Origin of the sequence: Nocardia sp. NPDC050435, from assembly GCF_040655395.1 — a bacterium.
Lineage (GTDB): Bacteria > Actinomycetota > Actinomycetes > Mycobacteriales > Mycobacteriaceae > Nocardia.
The window spans coordinates 532,450-553,466 of the sequence record NZ_JBFAJW010000005.1; the positions used below are offsets into that span (position 1 = coordinate 532,450).

Annotated in this window: 20 protein-coding genes and 1 pseudogene; 7 read left to right on the top strand and 14 right to left on the bottom strand. The window is 66.6% G+C overall.

The features are described from left to right. The first annotated feature begins 269 nt into the window (after positions 1-269). Together AB0I43_RS18535 and AB0I43_RS18540 are read left to right on the top strand one after the other, a co-directional pair. Complete coding sequence (locus tag AB0I43_RS18535; protein WP_356980960.1) at positions 270-548, top strand: hypothetical protein; 279 nt, start codon at positions 270-272, stop codon at positions 546-548. A 198-nt stretch (positions 549-746) separates the two neighbouring features. Then, positions 747-935, top strand: a complete 189-nt coding sequence (locus AB0I43_RS18540; protein ID WP_356980962.1) for a hypothetical protein — start codon at positions 747-749, stop codon at positions 933-935. Positions 936-1,064: 129 nt separating this feature from the next. Here AB0I43_RS18540 and AB0I43_RS18545 read toward each other — a convergent pair whose 3' ends face one another. The 10 genes and pseudogenes from AB0I43_RS18545 to AB0I43_RS18590 form a co-directional block, all read right to left on the bottom strand. Next, on the bottom strand, positions 1,065-1,529 hold the full coding sequence (locus AB0I43_RS18545) for a DUF4189 domain-containing protein (RefSeq protein ID WP_356980963.1): 465 nt from the start codon (positions 1,527-1,529) through the stop codon (positions 1,065-1,067). A 123-nt stretch (positions 1,530-1,652) separates the two neighbouring features. Then, on the bottom strand, positions 1,653-3,242 hold the full coding sequence (locus AB0I43_RS18550) for a glycosyltransferase family 39 protein (protein ID WP_356980965.1): 1,590 nt from the start codon (positions 3,240-3,242) through the stop codon (positions 1,653-1,655). Positions 3,243-3,730: 488 nt separating this feature from the next. Next, positions 3,731-4,039: pseudogene (locus tag AB0I43_RS18555) on the bottom strand (IS21 family transposase); the annotation flags it as partial. A 1,365-nt stretch (positions 4,040-5,404) separates the two neighbouring features. Then, a complete protein-coding gene (locus AB0I43_RS18560; RefSeq protein ID WP_357432458.1) occupies positions 5,405-7,498 on the bottom strand; it encodes a xanthine dehydrogenase family protein molybdopterin-binding subunit in 2,094 nt (697 codons plus the stop codon). Further along, complete coding sequence (locus AB0I43_RS18565) at positions 7,495-8,487, bottom strand: xanthine dehydrogenase family protein subunit M (RefSeq protein ID WP_356980968.1); 993 nt, start codon at positions 8,485-8,487, stop codon at positions 7,495-7,497. Before AB0I43_RS18565 ends, AB0I43_RS18560 begins: the two co-directional genes overlap by 4 nt. Further along, on the bottom strand, positions 8,484-9,005 hold the full coding sequence (locus AB0I43_RS18570; protein WP_356980970.1) for a 2Fe-2S iron-sulfur cluster-binding protein: 522 nt from the start codon (positions 9,003-9,005) through the stop codon (positions 8,484-8,486). Before AB0I43_RS18570 ends, AB0I43_RS18565 begins: the two co-directional genes overlap by 4 nt. A 140-nt stretch (positions 9,006-9,145) precedes the next feature. Then, positions 9,146-10,249 carry an XdhC/CoxI family protein gene (locus AB0I43_RS18575; protein WP_356980972.1) on the bottom strand — a complete coding sequence of 368 codons (1,104 nt, stop codon included), beginning with the start codon at positions 10,247-10,249 and terminating at the stop codon, positions 9,146-9,148. A 122-nt stretch (positions 10,250-10,371) separates the two neighbouring features. Next, a complete protein-coding gene (locus AB0I43_RS18580; protein ID WP_356980973.1) occupies positions 10,372-10,641 on the bottom strand; it encodes a Rho termination factor N-terminal domain-containing protein in 270 nt (89 codons plus the stop codon). A 131-nt stretch (positions 10,642-10,772) separates the two neighbouring features. Further along, complete coding sequence (locus AB0I43_RS18585; protein ID WP_357432459.1) at positions 10,773-11,741, bottom strand: pyridoxal-phosphate dependent enzyme; 969 nt, start codon at positions 11,739-11,741, stop codon at positions 10,773-10,775. Between the two features lie 202 nt (positions 11,742-11,943). Next, positions 11,944-12,675 (bottom strand): aminoglycoside adenylyltransferase domain-containing protein, encoded by a 732-nt coding sequence (locus AB0I43_RS18590; RefSeq protein WP_356980977.1) that lies wholly within the window; start codon positions 12,673-12,675, stop codon positions 11,944-11,946. A gap of 492 nt (positions 12,676-13,167) precedes the next feature. Here AB0I43_RS18590 and AB0I43_RS18595 point away from each other — a divergent pair, with 492 nt between their 5' ends. From AB0I43_RS18595 to AB0I43_RS18605, 3 genes are read left to right on the top strand one after another with little or no spacing between them, the layout of a single operon-like run. Then, the gene (locus AB0I43_RS18595) at positions 13,168-13,863 is read left to right on the top strand and encodes a hypothetical protein (RefSeq protein WP_356980978.1); all 696 of its coding nucleotides are present in this window, start codon (positions 13,168-13,170) and stop codon (positions 13,861-13,863) included. 30 nt (positions 13,864-13,893) lie between these two features. Further along, a complete protein-coding gene (locus AB0I43_RS18600) occupies positions 13,894-14,070 on the top strand; it encodes a DUF2613 domain-containing protein (protein WP_356980980.1) in 177 nt (58 codons plus the stop codon). Next, positions 14,067-15,134, top strand: a complete 1,068-nt coding sequence (locus AB0I43_RS18605; RefSeq protein ID WP_356980981.1) for a DUF3068 domain-containing protein — start codon at positions 14,067-14,069, stop codon at positions 15,132-15,134. The genes AB0I43_RS18600 and AB0I43_RS18605 overlap by 4 nt, the downstream gene beginning before the upstream one ends. Before the next feature lie 147 nt (positions 15,135-15,281). Here the strand turns inward: AB0I43_RS18605 and AB0I43_RS18610 are convergent, their stop codons facing one another. Both AB0I43_RS18610 and AB0I43_RS18615 read right to left on the bottom strand, forming a co-directional pair. Next, positions 15,282-15,704 carry an ATP-binding protein gene (locus AB0I43_RS18610; protein ID WP_356980982.1) on the bottom strand — a complete coding sequence of 141 codons (423 nt, stop codon included), beginning with the start codon at positions 15,702-15,704 and terminating at the stop codon, positions 15,282-15,284. A gap of 116 nt (positions 15,705-15,820) precedes the next feature. Then, complete coding sequence (locus tag AB0I43_RS18615) at positions 15,821-16,792, bottom strand: YafY family protein (protein ID WP_356980983.1); 972 nt, start codon at positions 16,790-16,792, stop codon at positions 15,821-15,823. An 81-nt stretch (positions 16,793-16,873) separates the two neighbouring features. On the opposite strand from AB0I43_RS18615, the gene AB0I43_RS18620 reads away from it, so the two are divergent. Then, positions 16,874-17,449: a VOC family protein gene (locus tag AB0I43_RS18620; RefSeq protein ID WP_356980984.1), complete on the top strand. Its 576-nt coding sequence runs from the start codon at positions 16,874-16,876 to the stop codon at positions 17,447-17,449. Between the two features lie 360 nt (positions 17,450-17,809). Then, positions 17,810-18,349 carry a hypothetical protein gene (locus AB0I43_RS18625; protein ID WP_356980986.1) on the top strand — a complete coding sequence of 180 codons (540 nt, stop codon included), beginning with the start codon at positions 17,810-17,812 and terminating at the stop codon, positions 18,347-18,349. A gap of 126 nt (positions 18,350-18,475) precedes the next feature. Here AB0I43_RS18625 and AB0I43_RS18630 read toward each other — a convergent pair whose 3' ends face one another. After that, entirely contained in the window at positions 18,476-19,246 is a 771-nt protein-coding gene (locus AB0I43_RS18630; RefSeq protein WP_357432460.1) for a hypothetical protein, read from the bottom strand. A gap of 137 nt (positions 19,247-19,383) precedes the next feature. Continuing rightward, entirely contained in the window at positions 19,384-20,928 is a 1,545-nt protein-coding gene (locus AB0I43_RS18635; RefSeq protein ID WP_356981036.1) for an alanine/glycine:cation symporter family protein, read from the bottom strand. Positions 20,929-21,017 lie beyond the last annotated feature (89 nt).

The window sequence follows — 21,017 nt, forward strand, 5'->3', positions numbered from 1 at the left end:
CCGGGGCAGGTCGTGTCGAAAGTTCGCCGCGTGATCGGTCTTGTAGAGCACGTGGTGCCCGGAGCCGGACACCGCAGCTGGCAGTACACGTGCCAGATCTTCACTCTTGATACGTCTGGTTCGACTGAACCGCAACCTGTTTAGATCTGCGCACGCGCGGTGATGCCGGGTACGGGCCGGAGTCGGTTATCGTCGTCGTGTGCCGCTCAGAGGGAAGGCCGCCGTGGTTCCGGCTGTGCTTTTGATCGCGATGTGCGGCTTCGGATCTGTTGCGGCCGAGCCGGTTTCAGCAGATCGTCGCGTGGGCGTCGCGGCCCGGTCGCCGCTTGGTGCGCCGCGTCATCACCACATCCAACGAGGAGATGCGGCAGTGGGTCGGCGAGCTGTCGGAGGCGAGCGCCGATATTCCGAACCATCGCATCCACGTCATCGACTGGCCGTTGGTCGCTGACGGCGTCAACTTCGCGATCATTGCAACGTTCATGCATCGTTTTCGGGTATTGTCAGAGCTACGCCGCGCCATCCACCAGCACGGCGATCAGATCTGAACCGCACTACCTGATGGTCGTCGTCGAGCTGGCAGTCTCTGATCGGCGGTCGCCGTAGGAGCTCGTCATGGATATCGTTCGCGCCGGCCGCGCCCTCGCCACGATCCGGCTGACCGCTTCCCCGGACTCGGCGTCATCCCTAGTGTCGAGTGACGTAGTGACGGGGTCCTCGGCGATATGACAGCTGAGGAGTTGGGCATGCGGTTGCCCGCGCCTGCCGACTTGGAGGCCCGGCGTGTGCGCAGACTGATCGAGCGCGCGCGTCGTGCCGGTTATCGGATGATCGCCGCAGGGGCCGGACGCTGGGTTCTGCTGGATATCGATGACGACTCGGCCGAGGTGACCGCCGGAGATCCCGCGCAGATCGAGAGTTGGCTGGATTCCTGAGGTCGCCGTGTCGAGCTGACGGGACTGGACACGCCCCAATCAGGTCTAAACCGAGACGTAGCGGCGGCCCCGCGCACGGTTCAGCGTGCGGAGCAACGGCCCGAGGGGATCGGGCCGTTGATCTTCCAATTACGCGTTGGCCGTGCAGATTACCTCGGTGACCCCGGTGTTCGACCATTCCGCGGAACCGACATTAGCCAGCAGCGCCCGCGGGTAGGCGCTGCCCAGACTCGCGTGGGCGGCGAACAGTGCTGCCGAGCGGTCCGGGCCCGCGCCGGTGCCGACACCGTAGAAGTCATCGGCGTCGTCGATGTAGATCAGCGCGCCGCAGCCGTCGGCCCACGTCACCATGACAACGCAATCCGAAGCGCCGTCCCAGGCACAATTGTCGAGCGCCTCGCTGATCGCCGCCTCGGGACTCACCGCGTCGACGCTGCTCCCGTAGAACCACTGCTGCTCGCTGAAAGCGATCGCGCCGAACAGGCTCGAGCCGTTCTCCTCTGCCGCACTCGCCGCACCGGCCCCGATCACCGATCCGGCCGCAAGGCCCGCCGCCGCCAGTGCGACAACAGCCTTGCCCATCAAATTCTTCAAGTACTTTCCTCCGTGCACTATTCAGTTCGAACTCGAGAAATCATTGTTGATCGCGGCCGGATTCGTCCAACCGGCCGCGATGGATTGCGCCTCTCCGACGATTCCGCAGGCGCAGAAGAGAACTCAGTGGGTGGGTCGGGTGGTGGCGCGGGGGTCCTGCCAGAGCCCGAGATCGAAGTACAACGTGGTCATCGAATCCCACATCACCGACCACGGCTGTTTCGGCTCGCGGCAGGTCCACACGCTGACCATGCGGTCGATGCCGGGGATGCCCATCCGGTCGTCGAGCCGGACCACCCGCTGCACGTCGGCGAAGCGGGCGCGCAACTCGTCTTCGGCGGTATCCAGACCGACGAACACCACGGTGCCGGCGGAATCCGGTGGCGGGCCGAAGAACCCGAAGCCCCTGCTCGGACTGTAGACGGGCGGCAATTGACGGCTGGCACCGAACTGTTCGACCGCGCCGGCTTGCCAATAACCTTGCGCGACCACGACAGCGTTCGCCTGTTCCTCGGCCGGGAGCATGCGGTACGCCGTGCCGACGCCGTCGACCATGTGCGTCCAGTTGGTGGTGCCCCACAGTCCCGACCGCAGACCGAGATCGATGGCATCGTAGGTCTGGATGCGCCAGTCCGCCGGCAGCGGCAGCACGGTGAGCGAGGCGACGAACAGCGCCACCGTGGCGAGCACCGTGGGGATCAGGGCCAGGTTCATCCACCGCTTGCGGTCATACCGCCACAGGGCGACCGCGCCGAGGGCGAACATGGCGGGAAAGAAGCCCGTGGGGTAGTAGGGGCGGCCATGGGTGAGGATGACGAACACGGTCATCAAGACCAGCGCGACGGCGATGAAACGGTAGGGCCGCAACGCTTCCTGCTTGTACACGCCCCAGAACGCGATCGCGATCAGCAGGGTGCCCAGCAAGCCGGCCAACCCCAGCCATTGCGGCAGAAAGCCGGGCGGCCCGTAGCCGGTAGCGTCCTGCTCGGCGCCGATGATCTTGCCCATGGCCAGCTGCGGCCAGTTGTGCTGGGACTGCCAGATCAGAATCGGTATCAGGGAAGCGGTGAGGATGCCGGTCGCCACCCACAGTGCGCCGCGGCGCAGGAGTTCGCGTGGCCCGCACAGGATCACCGCCAAACCCAGACACGCCCAGACCAGCGGAATCATCCATTTCACCTGCAGGTCCAGCGCGGCAACGAGTCCCGCGATCACCAGCAGCCGGTCCTGGCGGGTGCGGATCCAGCGTACGAACAGCCAGGTGATCACGGCGGTGAGCGTGGCGTCGAAGGAGAACGTGCTCAAAATGACTTGGGTGGCCAGGAGATACGAGGTCGCGTAGGTGCCCGCGGCGAGCAATTGCACCCGCGCGCTGGCGCGCAGTTCGTACGCGATCAGCGCCGCCACGATCACCGCGCCGACACCCATCACGACGGCCGGGAACCGCAGCGCCGTCAGGGATCCGGGGGCGAGAAGGTCGGCAAGCCTCGCGAACAGCGGAACCAGCGCGCCTTGATCGGCGAAGGTGTAGTCCAGGCGTCGCCCGGCGGAGAGGAAGTAGAGTTCGTCGCCGAAATAGTCGTAGCGTGCGGCCGTCACCGTCAGAACGACAGCGGTGAACGCGGCCAGCAATGCGACTCCGCCGAGCGCGAATCTCGGAGCGGGCTCCGTTACCCGATTCGCCGCGTCGGGTGTCTCCAAGACCGCGGTCATGAACTGCTCCTGCACTTTCCGGCAGGCGTTCCCGGCGCTACCTCTGTTTGGGGGGTGCCACCCGGGACGGGGGCGCGGCGATAGTGTCCGCCAGAGCGGAAGGGTTGCGGCAACCGACGGCGGCTGCCAGGAGAGCGGAGTTGGAAGTCTGCTCGATGTCGCGTCAAGAGGCTCGGGTTTCGGCTCCGGCCGATGTGCGCAACCGTTCTCGCGACCGCTCAACTCTAACTGTGCTGCCGTGTCGAGAAAATGGTCAGTTTTGGGTTGCTGGCAAGATGGTCATAATTCGATTGCCGTCGAAGTGGTCATTATTCGATTGCCGGAAGGTGTGCGCTGTTGCGCGCCTGGCAGATCCAGTCTTTCCAGTCTCGGTCGTTGCGCGGATGCGTGGACGACGGTCAACAAGCGATGCGCTCGGAGGGGTGCGCGAAATGCTCCGCACCCTCCTCGTCGCCCTGGACGGTTACGGTCTGGACAGGTTGCGCGCCCAGATACAACGGCCGCAATTGCGCGACCCGCGCCGACAGTGTGCGAATCGAGCGTTTCCAGCCGATTCGCTCCGCGATCACGGTCGCAGGCATCTGAGGATCCTCGCGCAGAAGATTGCGGATCTGTGGCTCGACGAAGTCGACGATCGAACCTCGCGGCGCTCGAACATATTTCGGTGGTACCGGCGAGGCCAGCGCTGCCTTCACAGTGTTACGGGAGAAGCCCAGGGTTCGCGCGATCGTGAGAATCGGAAGACCCTCGGATCGACGTAAACGATGGATTTCTTCCCAATCTTGCACAGAAAGCATTCTTCGCCCTCCCCGGCACGACAGCCAATACTCACGATGGTCGATATCGAATCGCCGTGAACTGGACAGGGCGCGACGGCACCTGATGGGGGATTCTGGAAACAGCCCGGAAGTGGCAATCACTCGCTCCATCCGTTGTGTCCCATCTCTTCTGCGTCGGGCCCCGGCTGTCCCCAGGGTTCGACGGCCCGGCAGCTGTACCAATCCGGGCTGCGCATTTCTATCATGGCCGCAACCGGTAGGCAAAGTAGCTAGACCGTCGCTCTCCCGGTCAGATGTGAGTCGAGCTAGGGGCCCTGAACCGTCCACCTGGTGAGCGCTCGGTATTAACCGATCCTTAACCTTCTCACTAGTTTTCGGGGCTTGCTTTGGAGTCGGTGGGTATGACAATGGCCTGTTCAAGTTAGGCACTGACTGATGCGCGCATCGAATTACAGTGCTATGCATCTCTATTAGGTTTAGATGAGCCATGTTTGGCCCTGGTGTAGCTAACTCTGGCCGAGGGTGGACCAGCTGCTGCTAGCGGACTCCGGACTTCGGTATACCGAACGTCGCCGTTGGCATCCAAAGCTATCTAGCATTCATCTAGCTATCATAGCTTTCTGGATCGGCTACCCACCAAAGCTTTTCCGCTAGTGGACAGAATTGCAGTTCCCATGAAATGCTTTCTCTCGCGTCATGTACTCTCAGCGATGAGAGGGGGCACGCGGACTTTCCCACACCTGTTCGGAACAGCCATTCTCGAGTTTTCGCTCATGTCGATGTCAGCAAAGCCCGCAGAACTCACGTGTCGCGACAGTGGTACGAACGGCAGGTATGGGCCGTCGCGGCAGCGAAGTCGCGCGCTACCGCTTGCTCTATCCCGAACAGCCCTCCCGGTGCGCCCTGCACAGCGGGCGGTGAAACGCGGCCGCGGGGAGTCGATCTCGGAACGGGCGTGCCGGGGGCGGGGGCAACCCGAGGCGCATGGCGGTGGGGCGGGTCACATTCTCGGTAGGTTTCCGTCGCGTTCCACTGCCCGGCGGCGGGGTATGCGCGCCCTACAAGCCGCATCGAGGCGGGGAAGCGGCTGGAGAAAGTGTGGGCCGGATGTCGGTGACGGGCATGGTGCTGGTGGCGGTCGTGGTGCCGGCCGTCGGGGTTGTGGCCGCTTACGTTACGGTGGCGGCCAGTTATTGGTGGGAGATGCGCCGGATACGTCGTTCCTGCGCAATGGCGGCGCAACCAAATAGGCGGGGCTGCCGCAGTTTTCGGTGGCCCGAACGCGCGTGGGGGCACGTTGTGGCGGCCGTGGTGCTGGCGGTGCAGCGGCATCGGACCGGCCCGGATCGCTGGCATTGGAGTTAGAGAACCGGACCTGGCAAGTCAGTCGAGGAGTTTGTCCCCCGTGATCGGCAGATCTCGGACTCGGACGCCGGTGGCGTGGTGCACGGCGTTCGCAATCGCGGCGGCGGCTCCCACGATCCCGATCTCGCCGGCTCCGCGGGCGCCCATCGGGTTGGCGTGCTCGTCGGTTTCCTCGAGCCAGGTGGCGTCGATATCGTGGACGTCGGCGTGCGTGCTGATGTGGTAGGTGGCCAGGTCCTGGGTGACGATGTGGCCGAAGCGTGGGTCGCGGACGCTCTCCTCGTGCAGGGCCATCGACAGGCCCATGGTCATGCCGCCGATCAGCTGCGAACGCAAGGTGCGGGCATTGACGGCGCGGCCGATCGAGAAGACGCCGAGCATGCGCGGGACGCGGATCTCGCCGGTGTCCCGATCCACGGCGACTTCGGCGAATTGGGCGCCGAACGAATGGATCGCGAACCTGTCGGCATCCTTGTTCTCCGGCGCTTCGACCGTCACTTCCGCTCCAGGAGAGGGATTTTCGCCGTGCCGGTCGCGGAACGCCCGGGCGGCGGCGACGATCGCCGTGCCCCAGGAACTGAGCCCACTGGACCCGCCGGCCACCGTCGCGACGGGCAGGTCGGTGTCGCCGATCTGCAGGTCGATGGCATCGGTGTCGCGGTCGAGCGCGTCGGCGGCGATCTGGGTGAGCGCCGTCCAGGTGCCGGTGCCGATATCGGCGGCGCCGATCTGCACGGTGTACCGGTGATCGGGCCGGTAGGCGATCCGCGCGGCGTTTCCGGGGTTCGCCGAGGCCGGGTAGGTGGCCGCCGCGACGCCGGTGCCGAGCAGCCAGCGACCATCGATCCGGTTGCGCGGGAGCGGATCACGATCCGCCCAGCCGAATCGTTCCGCGCCGGTGCGCAGGCAATCGATCAGGCGGCGTCCGGACCAGGGGTTGCCGGTTTCCGGATCGGTGCGGGGTTCGTTGCGGACGCGCAGCTCGAGGGGGTCGACGCCGCAGGCTCCGGCCAATTCGTCCAGCGCGACCTCGGTGGCGAACATGCCGGGACAGAGGCCGGGCGCGCGCATCCAGAACGGCACCGGAACATCCAGTGGCGCAAGGCGATGCGTGGTGCGGCGGTTCGGCGTGGCGTACATCATCCGGGAGGCGACCGCGGTTTGTTCCGCGAATTCCTTGACCGCGGAGGTCTGTTCGATGACCTCGTGGGAGAGCGCGGTGAGCGTTCCGGACGGGTCGGCGGCGAGCCGGACCCGCTGGATGGTCGAGGTGCGATAGCCGACCAGGGCGAACATCTGCTGGCGGGTGAGCGCCAACTCGACCGGCCGGCCGCCGCTGCGCTGGGCGGCGAGCAGCACCAGGACATTGTGGGCGTGCGGGGCGCCCTTGGCGCCGAAACCACCGCCGACGTGCGGTGCGATGACACGCAACTGGTCGGGTTCGAGGCCGAAGATCGGTGCGAGTGTCTTGCGGACGACGTGCACGCCCTGCGTCGAGTCGTACAGTGTCACCTGCGGCGTGCCCGCGGTCTCGTCCCAGATCGCGATCGAGGCGTGCGGCTCCATCGGGTTGTTGTGCTCGAGGGGAGTGGTGTAGGTCTGGTCGACCGTCACCGCCGCGGTGGCGAGGGCGGCGTCGACGTCGCCCTCCTCGGTATCGGTGGGCTTGTCTTCGAGCATGGTCTCGGGTGCGTACAGCCGGGGGTGATCCGCGCGCAGTTCCGCGTCGTGCGGTTCCTCGGCGTAGTCGACTCGAACCAGACCTGCCGCGTGCCGGGCGATTTCGAGCGATTCGGCGATCACCGCGCCGATGAGCTGGCCGCGGAAATGCACGCGGTCGTCCTGCAGGATGCTCAGCTCGCCGTCGGAGGTGTCGGAGAGCTCGGGTGCGTCGAACACCGTCAGGACGGCGACCACGCCGTCGAGCTTTTCCGCTGCGGCGGTGTCCATTTCGCGGACCCGGCCACGAGCGACGGTGGCCTGAATCGGATGCGCGTAGGTCGGCCGTTGCACCTGATGCTCGAACGCGTAGGGCGCGGTGCCGGTGACCTTGGCCGGGCCGTTGAGCCGGGTCAGCGGCGCACCCATCGTCTTGGCTCGGATCGGGGTCATCGCCGGACCTCCTCGGTCAGGGAGCGCAGGACGGCCACGAGCGTGCGCCGAGTCAGGGCGACCTTGAATTCGTTGCCCGCCAAGGGCTGGGCCTGTGCGAGTTCGGCCGCTGCCGCCTGGTTGAACGTCTCGGTGGTGGCGGGCGCTCCGAGTAGCGCGGCCTCGGCCGATCGCGCGCGCCAGGGGCGGTGCGCGACGCCGCCGACGGCGATGCGGGCGGCGGTGATCTCGGCACCGTCGAGAACCACTTCGGCGGCCACGGAAACGAGGGCGAAAGCGAACGAGGCCCGGTCGCGCACCTTCCGGTAGGTGGAGCGCGCCGCGGGGATCGGGGCGGGCAGTTCGACTCCGGTGATGAGCTGGCCGTGGGTCAGCACGGTGTCCAGGTCGGGGCGATCTCCGGGCAGCCGGTAGAAGTCGGCGAGAGGGACGGATTTCGCGCCGTCGCCGTCGTGCACGATCACGCGAGCGTCGAGCATGGCCAGCGCCACCGCCATGTCCGACGGGTGCGTCGCCACGCACTGGTCCGAAGCGCCGAAAATCGCGTGGTAGCGCAGATAGCCGCCGAGCGCGGAGCAGCCGGTGCCGGGCGCGCGTTTGTTGCAGGGCGTGGTGATGTCCTGGAAGTACGGGCACCGCGTGCGTTGCAGCAGATTGCCGCCCGTGGTGGCCAGGTTGCGCAATTGCCCGGACGCTCCGGCGAGCAGCGCGCGCGACAGCGCGGGATAACGGGAGCGGATCTGCGGGTGCGCGGCGAGGTCGCTGTTGCGCACGCCCGCGCCGATGCGCAGACCACCGTCCGGGAGCTCTTCGATATCGGTGAGGGGAAGGCGGCTGACGTCCACCAGCAGCCGCGGGGTCGCGATTCCGAGCTTCATGTGATCGACGAGGTTGGTGCCGCCGCCCAGATACGCGGCATCCGGCCGGGCGGTCACGGTGGCGACCGCGTCGCGTGCGCTGGTGGCGCGGTGATATTCGAACGGGATCATGACGTCACCGCCTGCCGGATGGCGGCGAGGATGTTGGGGTAGGCGGCGCAGCGGCACAGGTTGCCGCTCATCCGCTCCCGGATCTCGTCGTCGGTCGGCTCCGGGTCCGCGTCGAGGTCCGCGGTGACGTGGCTGGGGTGGCCGGACGCGAGCTCCTCGAGCATCCCGACCGCCGAACACACCTGGCCGGGCGTGCAATAGCCGCATTGCAGGCCGTCGTTGTCGAGGAACGATTGTTGCATCGGATGCAACTGCGCGCCGTCGGCCAGACCGGCCGCAGTGACGACCCGGGCGCCGTCCTGGGCGACGGCGAAGGTGAGGCAGCTGGTGGCGCGGCGGCCGTCGAGCAGCACGGTGCACGAGCCGCATTGCCCGTGATCGCAGCCCTTTTTCGGCGAGGTCACACCGAGGTGTTCGCGCAGCGCGTCCAGCAGGGTGGTGCGGTTGTCGACCCGGAGAGAACGCCGCTCACCGTCGACTTCGAGGCTGATCTCGGTCTGGGTTCCGGTGGCATCCATTTGCGGTGTGTACCCGGCAACCGATGGTCGAACCTGGCAGGCGCGATCCTGGGGAGTGTCCACATCACAGGGACCGTCGAGCGCTTTGGGGCCGCCGAAGCGTGTGCGGCGAGGACCACTCCGGTCGCCCCCCGGCTCGGTCATCCATGGTGGATCGGTGCGTCGAGCTCGCTCAGCCGCGCGCCGGTTCCGCCCCAGCGTCCGGCGATGATCTCCGCCGCGATCGACACTGCCGTTTCTTCGGGCGTGCGCGCGCCCAAGTCCAGCCCGACCGGGCTTGCCAGGCGCGCCAGTTGCTCCTCGGTCAGCGCGGTGGCGCGTAATCGGGCCAGTCGATCGTGATGGGTGCTGCGGCTGCCCATCACGCCGACGTAACCGGCGTCGGTGCGCAGCGCGACCTCCAGCACCGGCACGTCGAATTTCGGATCGTGGGTGAGCACGCAGATCACGGTGGAGGCGGCCACCGGCGTCTCGGCGAGGTACTCGTGGGGCCAGCGCACGACGACCTCGTCGGCGTCGGGGAAACCATCCGCCGTGGCGAACGCCGGCCGGGCATCACACAGGGTGACGCGATAGCCGAGGAACTTTCCGACCTTCGTCAGCGCAGCCGCGAAATCGTTGGCGCCGAAGACCAGCATCCTCGGGGGAGCGGCGAAAGAGTGTACGAATACTGCTAATTCGTCGTGGCGGCGCTCGCCCGCGCAACCCAGATGCAGCACCCGGGTAGTTCCGTGGGCCAGCAGCCCGCGCACGTCGTCCAGCGCCGCGTGATCCAGGTGGGCGTCGCCCAGCGAGCCGTGAGAGCGGTGCGGTGCGACCAGCAGATGGCGGCTGGTCGCGGCCGCCGCCATGACCGAGACGAGCGCCACCGGCTCGCCGTCGCGCAGCGCGGCCGCCAACGCGGGCAGGATCGCGATCAACGACGAATCGACCGGCTCGATGAACACCTCGACCGTGCCCCCGCACGGCAGGCCGGGCGCTATCGGATCTGGACTGGTGCCGTAGGTGCAGGTGACCGGAATTCCGGAGTCGAGCACCTGCTGCGCCACCGCGAAGATGTCGCCCTCGACGCAACCCCCGGAGACGCTGCCGACCACCTGTCCGGACTGCGAAACCGCCATCGCCGCGCCGAGCGCACGCGGGGCGGAGCCCGACCTCGCGACCACCCGCACCAAGGCGACCGCCGCACCGTCCCGATGCCAGCGTTCGATAGTGGGCCAGACTGTTTCGTCCGGATATGCCATCCACCCTGCCCTTCATCGCATGCCGGGACCGGCTGGGTATGCCCGGCCTTCAGCAGCCGCGCGAGGTGAGCGGCGTTGCGGGTTCTGGTCGCCGGAGCCCTCCTGAGCCGGCCGGCGGCGAGTCAGTGGTTGCGGAGCAGATCGATCAATTCGTCTTTCGTCTTGTCGGAATAGCCGTGCAGGCCGAGTTCCTTGGCGCGATCGCGAAGTTCTTCGACGGTGTGGTCCTCGTAGCTGCCCGCGCGTCCGCCGCGCTTGCCGACCGCGTCACGTCCCTCGGCCGCCGCGGCGTTGGAGATCCGGGCTGCCTTCTCCTTGGAATCACCCTGTTCGCGGAGATCCTCGTAGAGCTCCTGATCCTTCAGATGCGGATCCGATCCTGACTTGGGCATGCGCGCTCCTCGGTCGGTGGGTCTCGCATCGGCCATACCCGCGGCGTTTTCGGGCAAACGAGTGCGCGCGGACCCCTCCGAGCAGGCCCTCGGTGGTGGGGGAGAGCGCTGTGCGCGCGGGCTGAGGCCGGTCAGCCGTTCGATGCCATCCCGCCCAGCAGATCGGCCACCTCGGGCGCTGCCTTCAAACCCGAGCCGGTGAGAAGGACCACGGTCTCCTGCGCCCGCGTGATGTGCCCCGACGACAACAGGGCCGAGTAGGCTGCGGCCGCGCAGGCACTGGTCGGCTCGACGAACAGGCCGGTCGAGCACAGCCTGTCCAGCGCGTGCACGATGTCTTCCTCGGCGATCGCGGCCGTCGCGCCACCGCTGTCCCGCAGCGCCGCGAGCATCTGCGGCAACCGCAACGGACGGGCGATCGAAGTGCCCTGGGCGATCGTCGGCGACACCGGGCGTTCGACCGGCCCGTCCGTACCCGCGGTGAAGCTCGCGTCCACCGGCGAGCAGTTCAGCGGCTGGGCCGCGAACAGGCGCGGTATGCGCTCGATCTGCCCCGCGTGCAGCAGTTCACGGAATCCCAGCCAGCATCCCAGCAGGCTGCTGCCCGCGCCGACCGGGACTATCACGTTGTCGGGAGCGCGAAACCCGAGGTCCTCCCACAATTCATAGGCGAGAGTCTTGGTGCCCTGAAGGAAGAACGACTGCCAGTTGTGGCTGGCGTAGAACGCCTCTCCCTCGGCCTGACGGATCGCCTCGTTCTGTGACTCCTCGCGCAAACCTTCCACCAACTGCAACTCCGCGCCATAGGCGCGCACCTGCGCGATCTTCGCCGGCGAGGTGGACGCGGGGGCGAAGATCTTCACCCGCAGACCGCCCGCGGCCCCGTATCCCGCGACCGAGGAGCCGCCATTGCCGGAGCTGTCCTCCAGCACCGACCGGATTCCGCAATTTCGCAGGTAGGACAGCATCACGCTCGTGCCGCGGTCCTTGAAACTGCCTGTCGGATTCAAGAAGTCCATCTTGAACAGCGGCCGCCCGCCGTCCCACTCCTGCTCGCGCAGCGGCGTCCACCCCTCGCCGAGCGAGATCGGATCCGACACGGCGACCGGCAGTGCCGCGCGGTACCGCCACACCGATCGAACGGAGACATCGATATCGGATCGGCCGATTCCCGGTCCCGGGGCGATCCACAGCGGACGACCGGATTCGGACCGCCACCGCGGCTCAGCCAAGCGATATTCGCTGCCGTCCACAGGATCCTGATACACACTCACGCCAACACGCTAGACGGTCCTCGTCATGTCAGGCGGCTTCCTCGACCCGTTCGCGGACCCATGCCGAGAACGCTCCGACGTCCGCTGCCGGCAGCGCCAACGCAGCCCCGCGTGGACGCTCGAAACTGCGCACCGCGGCTTCGATGAGTGACCGAAACCGCGGCTCCGATTCCGAGATCATCTGTGCAGAAGCACGTTTGGCTGCCCACCGGCCGGTGCGGCAGTAGGCGACAGCGCGGCAGCCGTTGAGAACTCGGTTGTCGGTCAGATGGCCGACGCCGGTGGCGTGCTCGCGTACCGAGTCCAGTATCGCCGCGGTGAGTTGACGTCGAGAGGGTGCGGTGAGCACCTGGCGCACGGGACGCCCGTAAAGGACACGCCCGGCCTGGTACGCGATGGAGCGATCGATGACGTACCAGAAAGCGGGGGACGCCGCCGGATCGAAGCCAACCTTCTCCGGCAGCAATGGTCCGGTATTGAGATCCAGCAGGTACCCAGCTTGGTCGGAAGCCTGCTCGACAAATGCCGAGTCGTACACGACAAGTTCCAAACCTGCGGCGGGGCAACGCAATGCACTGTGCGACAGCGACTCGGCCAGTTCGTGCACCGCGCCGCTGGGCAGCGACGAATCGACGACCACGTTCACGTCGATGTCGCTGCGCCCGTGCCGATAATCGCCGAGCGCGATGGACCCGACCGCGAAAACGCTGCGGAGACGGGGGCCGCAGATAGTGCGTGTGCGTTGAACGAGTTCCTCCAAGTACGGACGCAACTCTGGGGGAATCGCTGGCGAGTTGAATGATGGCAGGTGTTTGGGGTGCACCGAGGGACTATCGCACGCATGTGGTCATCGTGAATTGTAGACTTCTACGAAGTTGGTTGTAGCGGTTGATGTTTAATCAAAAATCGTCCGGATGGCGATGCCCATACGCGATGGCATGGTGTTATTGGCTCGTCCCGAGCCGGGGTCGCTGGAATGCAGCATCTATCTGTCACCGAAGGAACGTTTTCGGTGGTGGCGAGGCTGATCGAGATCACGGCGGCCACGACATTACTTGGCGGACGAAGCACGTCGGCAGTGGCCCGGGACATCATTAGACGAAACTCGAGATAACACTGACCTTTTCGGGTCGCTTCATCTACCCAGCGAACAAAGGATGGCCGACCAGTGCTGAGCACTCGAGCATCGCGAACCGCATTGCCTGCCCTCGTACTAGCGGCGGGGGCGGCCATCGTGGCATCCACGCCCACGATGGCTGCGCCTCAGTCTGCCGCGCCGCGGCCGGGTGTCCCGGCCATCGCCGAGAACGTCCCCTCGGACGCGCTCGCGGCGCTGGCGCCGACGGTCGTAGGCGTCGTTTCCGCGCCTCGCCCGATCGCCGACGGTGGACAGGCTGCGATCCTGGCCCAAGTCCGTGTGCTGCTGGCAACGCCCGGCATCCCAGCGCAGGTCAAGGCCACCCTCGAGAAGGCGATCACTTTTCTCGACGGCAGCGGCGGCGGCGGACCGGACCTGCCCCCGTCGGACGGCCCGCGCATCGCGCAGTTTCTTTATCCGACCCTCGGTAAGGGCTGCGTCGGCCCGACCTCGGATTCCGTCGGCACCGCGCTGGCGGTCCCCGGCCCGGCCGAGCTGCCCCCGCCTGGGCCGGCCGGGGGTCAGACCGGCTTCGTGTTCACCGCGCTCGGCACGAAAAGCGCTACCGCCGTGCAGAATCGGCCGCTGACGGTGCAGTGGGTCAACCTCGACAACCGGCGCACGGGCACCCAGCCGCTCACGAACGCGGCAGGCATCAACTCCGACGGCCCGGTCACCCTGTCCGCGATCGCCGACACCGGCCCCGGCCGGGTCGCGGCCGTGATCACCGGCTCGCTCACCACGGCCGCCGCCGACGGTGACCGCACCTGTTCGTTCGCCCCGACCCTCGGGTTCTTCTCCGTCGGCTGACTTTCGCACCACGCAATTGGAGTTCGATCTATGAAGATTGCCGTTCCCGGCTTGGTCAGCGGCCTCGCCGGCGCGGTCCTCGGGGTGATTGCCGTTCTCGGCATCACCGCGGGCGCGCAACAGAATTCGATCCCGGCACCCACCGGCTCCGAGTCCGGTGATCCGGGCTCGTCGCTGCTCGGCAGCGTGCAGTACGGCGCGCGATGAGCAACGTGCGCAGGCTCATCGCCTGCCTCCTCGTCGGACTCGGCGCGCTGCTGCTCGCGGCCGCCGTCATGATCCCCACCTACACGGTCGGCAAGGTGGCCAAGACCCCGCTCGACCTGCGCGTCACCACCATCGCCAAGAGCGTTCCGGGCGAGGAAAGCCTTGTGCTCGAAGCGAAGTCGCTCACCGCCCCCGAGGGGGCCGCCAAGGTGAACACCAATGTGCCGCTCGTGTCGCAGCGTTTCCTGACGATCGAGGAACCCTCGGACGCCGACGAGATGACCCTCCAGGCCGGCCAGACGCTGCGTCGCGACGACCAGGACCCCAAGGACGGTCTGCTCACCGCCTCGGTCGACCGCGTCACCATCGACCGCGTCACCGGCGCGCCGATCGATGCCTCGCCCAATGGTTCGATCGCCGTGGCTCAGGACCCGAAATCGGGCGCCGAGATCCCCACCGAGCAGCAGCGCCGCGGCCTGCAGTACCGCTTCCCGATCGGGACCGAGAAGAAGACGTACCCGTACTTCGACCTCAACGCCCGCGCCACCCACGACATCGACTTCGTCGAGGAGTCGGAGATCAACGGAGTGCCGGTGTATCACTTCCGGCAGACCATCCCGGTGACGAACATGTGGGACGTCGTCAAGCACCCGGCCCACCAGCTCGCGCTGCCCGCCGCCAAGTGGGGCCTCGAGGGCACCGAGCCGGTCACCATGACCCGCTTCTACACCAACACCCGCGACGTGTGGGTGGAGCCGAAGACCGGCGCCATCCTCAAGGGCGGCGAGAAGATCCATATGTACTACGGTCGCAGCGCGGGCCAGGTCGACGTCGACATTCTGAAGTCGCACCTCGTCTTCGACGAGGAGACCATCGAGGCCCAGATGGCCGTCACCCGGGAGAGCTTGGACAAGCTCAGCCTGTTCGGCAAGACCCTGCCGATCATCCTGGGCATCCTCGCAGCCTTGCTGCTCATCGGCGGCGCGGTTCTCGGATTCAGGAGCGCGGGCTCGGGCCGGCGGTTCGATCCCCCGACCAGGCGGATTCGTTCGTCGAACCTGTAGGTCACTCCAGCCCCCGCAGCGCCGGACCGGTGCTTACTGCGGCGACCGGCCCGGGTCCGTGATCGGGCTCGGGCGCGAACAGGCTCGCCTCGCGATGAATTCCGCAGGCACCGGCCAGAAGTCGGAGTTCGCGACTTCGGGCTGCGGTCACGCGCTCGTGGGCACGGCCGACGGGCTCAGCGCCAACTCTGCCCAGACCGTTTTGAATTCCGGGCCGGTCAGCACTCCCCATGTCAGCGCCAGCCGGTCCAGCAGCAGCAGGCCACGTCCGCCGTGATCATCGGACGCCCGCACTCGCGGTGTGGCGGCCCCGGTGTCCTCGACCTCGATCCGCAGCCGGTCAGGGCCGCTGCGCCGGAAAATCCGGCAACTACGCGGGGGATCCCCGTGCCGTCGCGCATTGGTCACCAACTCGTCGGTACACAACACCGCATCGTTGACCACGGCGTTGTCCTCGGCCGCCAGCAACTCGCGCACGCCCTGGCGGATCTCGTGGTCGAATGTCAGGTCGAGGTCGAATTCCAGAGCCGCGCTGTCGCTTTCGCGAGAGTGCTGTTCGAGTGTCGTCATCGCCGATCACCTCACCTTCGCCGAATTACGGTTACATCACAGCGCTACCCGGACCCGTTCGCCAGCAAACACACCGCTCCCGCGACTCGGGCGGGCAGGATGTCGATCGGGCCGTGTCAGCCGACTCCGTTTCCGGTGGTCGATGTGGCGGTGCGGAGCCTGGACCCCCAATCCCGCATGAGATCGATGGCTTCGGGTGGCCCGTGCACGAGGAAAGGCGCTCCGATGGAGACGAGGCAGAATGCCGCCCAGTCCAGGGATTCCGCGGCGATGTGGACCTCGCACGCCCCGGAGTCGATGGCGGTGACGGTGCCGTAGCGGGCGATCTCGGCTCTGACTCGTTCGACGGGAGCCTCGATGGTGGCGTGGACCCGGTATCGTGACGGCATCGAGCCGATCCGGTCCCGGACGTATTCCACCGGATCGCTGCCGGGCAGTCGGCGCGGTGCGAATCGGGTGCCGGTGCGGCATGGCTGCGTGATGCGGTCGATGCGGAAAGTTCGCCAGTCTGCGCGATCGAGATCCCAGGCCACCAGGTAGAGGCGGGCGTCGACATTGACGATCCGATGCGGTTGCACGGTGCGATGTGACGTGGCGCCGCCACGGTAGGAGTACGAGACGGTGTCGGCGTCCCGGCAGGCGAGTGCGAGCGTGGTCAGTGCGGTGACATCGTCGATCCCGGCTCGGTTGTACCCCTCGCCGACGGGGGTCGCGACGGTACGGAGACTATCGATCCGGCGGCGGATCCCGGCGGGAAGGACCTGGACGATCTTCGCCATGGCGCTCATGGCGGCTTCCGCGGAGGCAGGATGGACGCCGGTGGCGATCTCTTTGAGCCCCAGCACCGTCGCGGCGGCCTCCTCCTCGCCCAGCACCAGTGGCGGCAGGCACGCACCTGCGCTGAGCTGATAGCCGCCGCCGGTTCCGCGCGTCGTGACGATCGGATAGCCGATCCGCTGGAGACCGAGCACATCACGCCGGACGGTTCGTTCACTGACCTCGAGCCGGCGGGCCAGCTCGCCGGCCGACCAATGGCGACGGCTTTGCAGGAGACCGAGAAGTGCCAGGGTGCGGGTGCTGGTGGACACACTTCGAGACTAGGCGCACTTGTGGCCACATACTGTCCGCAACTACGGCGAAGCTGGGGGCCACCAACTTAAGGAGACAGAATGTCCACCACTCCCGCCGTCCCCGCCGCGCCCGCCGGATCCGCGACGGTAGATCCCTTCATCTGGACCGACGATGCCGCAGGTCTGCTCGACTTCCTCGTCGATGTGTTCGGGGCGATCGAGGTCCCCGGCACGCGGACCGCCGATACCGACGGCCTGATCCTGCATTCCGAACTGCGGATCGGCGATTCGACGGTGACGATCGCCGATCGCAAACCGGACTGGCCGTATATGCCGTCCTTCGTCCGCGTCTACGTCGACGATCCATCCGCCACGTTGAAACGGGCCGCCGCGCGGGGTGCGCGGATCGTGACCGAGCCGACAGATTTCTGGGGCGACGTGCTCTCCCGCTTCGCCGACCCGTTCGGCCACCTGTGGTGGGTGTACAAGCACAACCCGGGCAACGCGTCCTGGGAAGAGGAATCGGCGGACGGCACCGGCGAAAGTGACTGGGGGCAGGCCGAGTCCGCCGGGGAGGACCAGTCCTGGGAGTCGTTCGCGACACCGGAGTTGACCGCCGTTCACTCCTCGCTCATGGAAGCGATGGCGGCGCTGCGGGATCCGCGCACCCGCTGACCTGTCGGTGATGTCCTGCGGCTTCGTGGTGCGCCGCAGGCATCCGGCGGATTCCACTGGATACTCGGTGAGTTGGTCTCCGCGGGCACCGGGAGCGGTTCGATCGCGTGATACCGATCGCCGCGATCGTCTCACCGGCGGGAACCGCCGCGTACGCTCCGATCCGAGCAGGGATATGTGGCCTGAAGGTCCCGACTAGGTTGTCGGTGGATGCTGCAGCAGCCCGCCAGGGTGGTGGGCGGATCGACCACGCCGTGGGTGCGGCGGAATTGGGCTGTGCCCGACTGTGTCGCTATCTTCGTAGGGTTGCTGTTCGTATGCCGGGTAGATGTGGAGTGACGTGGGATGCATTGGGATCAGATGGCTGCCACACCTGAGGACCTGCGCACTCGGACGACGCGGCTGCGCGGTGGGGCAGGCCAGACCAGCGTCTTGGAAGCGATCCTCGAGGTAGCAGACGGGCCATGGCTGGGCGACCTGGATGTCGACGGCCGCGGCACCGCCGAACTGCGCATGCACCTGGCGGGCTGCTACCGGTTCGCTGCGATGGTGACCAGTGTCGGCAAACTCGGCGAAGTCCGAATGATGGACGCGGGCGGGGATCGCATCCTGTCCACCAAGCTCGCGAACCGTCGCGGTTGGGACACCGAGAAAATGCCCAAGGCCCCGAATTGGCTCGACTACGCCTTGAACTGGGTCAGCACCGCCAGCGTTTCCGTGGACCGGCGGGCCGTCATCGAGTGGCACCTCACCGGCGCGGACCGCAAGCTCGCGGGCATGGACGACACCATCGAGAGCATGCGGGCGAGCCTGCACGAACGAGAACACCTCCGCGCGCAGCTGGCCGCCGAGATCGCCGCCCTGCGCGCGGAGATGGACTCCCTCCAAGCCGCGATGTAGCGCCACCCTCGTGGCTGTCCGCGAGGAGCCGCGAACTCGCAAGGTTGCGCGATTTCGCGACCGGCGCGTCCCGGTCCTATCCAGCACCGGCCGGCCGAAGCTCCCGCGCTGACGTGGGATCGCTGCTCAGCGAGGCGAGCCCAGGCAGAGGTAGGTGGTGAAGATTTCGCCCGGGCGTTTGAAGCTGTAGGTGGCGATCACACCGGACACGGGATTGCACCAGCTCTGGTCCATGCCGGAAAGCAGCACCTTGTAGTCGGCTTCCGGGCTGGCGCAGTCGACAATCGTCATGGTGTTGCTCCCGGTTTTCTGCAAGCAACTTCCCTTCTTGGCGTTGTCGACGGTCTTCGAGGTGTCAGTGTCCTTGCCCGCCAAGCAGAATGCGATATCCGAGCCCAACCCTTTGCCGATCCCCGCGGTGGTTTTCAAGAGAAAGGTGTAGCTCCGCTCGGTCCCGGACACCTTCTGGCACGCCATGTCCGGGCCGATGGTGCTCGCGGTCTCGCGGGCCAATATTCGGTACCGGGCCGTCGGATCCGTGCATTCCACCCGCTTCGGGTCGCCACTGGCCTCGGTCAGGCACTCGCCGACCTGAGCGACGTTCACCGCGGAGGCATGGTCGGCGCCCTTGGTTCCGACGCAGACGTCGCTGCCGTCCTCGTAGTAGACGTACTGGGTGCCCGCCACGTCGATGCACCCCTTCTGCGGCTGCCCCGTTCCGGCCCGCCCGACCACCACGTAGGCCGCGCCCCCGCAGTCGACCTTCTTGAACTCGGTACCCTCCTGGGTCAGGCAATCACCTTTCTGCACGGCAGACTTGCCCGCCTCCTCCACAACGCCACATCCGACGGTGAGCAGCACCAACAGCGCCGCCGATATCACTGCCGCAGTACGCATTCGACCCTCGCTCCCCAGCGGACCATGATTCGGGCCCGGTGCGATCAGTGTCGCCGTTCGCCGCCGAATCCGCACGGGAAATTCTCGCTGACCACGACAACGGCAGGTTGTCGTGCGTCGCCGCTCCCAGGTCGAGGTCAGCTCGCAGGGCTCTTGCGCAGGGGATTGTGTCCGCCCGGCACGCTCCAGACCCCACCGGGAACGGGCTGTGGCAGAGTGCTTTCGTGAAAAATCGGCCGCTGTTTCGCGCGGCACTGGGTATCCCAGTCGGCAATCACTACGCGGGCTCGGGAGAACAGCGCAACGATCGCTGTCAAGTTGATGACCGCCATCGCGGCCACGAATATGTCACCGACCGCCCACACTGTTTCCAGTGTCAGGACGGACCCGGTCAGAATCGCCGTGATGAGAAGAGCGCGAAATGCGAACAGCCGACGCGCGCCCCATCCGAAAATATTGGTGATATTGCCTTCGCACATCGTGTAATTGGCGATGATCGACTGGTATCCGAACAGGAACAGCGCCAGCACGATGAAAACCTCACCGGCCGCGCCGAATTGGTTACCGGCCGCGACCCCGACCAACTGCGCCCCGTTCAGACCGCCCTCCTGCCCGGGCGTGTAGGCCGCACCTGCGGCAAGGAGGATAACCAGCGCCGACAGGGTGCAGATGACGTAGGTGGAGATGAAGACACCGAACGCTTGCACGAATCCCTGATCGGCAGGATGAGGGCCCGTGGCGCTGCCTGCGGCGTTGGGTGACATCCCCATTCCCGCTTCGTTGGAGAACAATCCACGGCGTGCACCGGTAGTAACCGCGATCATCATGCCGCCCGCCAAGCCCGCGGCCATCGGGCCGACACCGAACGCCGATTCCACGATCACGCGCAGCACGTCCGGCAACTGCCCGATATTGATGAACAGGACGGTCAGGCCGAAAACGATGTATGCCCCGGCCACCCACGGGGTTATGGTGCCCAGGAAGCGGCTGGCGTGACTGGCGCCGCGAAAGATGATCCACGCGGTGCACGCGGCCATGGGCACCGCTACCGCCCGGGCGTCCACCTGGGTGGCACCACTGATCGCATCGGTAATCGTGTTCGCCTGCACCATGACGAACGCAAAGCCGACCGCGAGGAGGAACAGCACGGCGAAGACGCGCGCCACCCGTGCCGTTCCGAGGCCCTTCTGCAGGTAGAAGGCCGGACCGCCGCGGAAGGAACCGTCGGCGAGCGGTTCCTTGTAGATTTGCGCGAGCGTATTCTCGACCACCGAGCACGCCATGCTCAGCGCGGCGACCACCCACATCCACAGAATCGCCCCGGGCCCGCCCACTACGAGCGCGACCGCCATCCCGGCAATGTTTCCGGTGCCGGTGCGGGCGGCCAATCCGACACAGAATGCGGCGAAGCCCGAAATGGTCTGGGCGTCGTCGCGGGCCGAATCGTTGTCGTCGGCGAAGAGTCCGGTATGCATCGAAAGACGCGCGGCAGCGAGGAATCGACGGAATTGAACGCCGCAGGTGCGGATGGTGAAGTACGCGCCCGCGGCGATGAGCAGTGGCGCGACGATCCAGAGATAGACGATGTCGGACAGACCGGTCAGCCAGTCGTGACGGAACCATTCGAAGTCCGCGGCGAATACCGCCGCTGCGGCGGCTGGGAGCGGTGAGCCGGAATTCATATCGGTCACGATCCCAGTGAATTTTCGAACCCCGTACTCGACACGCAGTCTTCGATAAGATCGGGACTCGGAGCAACAACTGTGGAAAA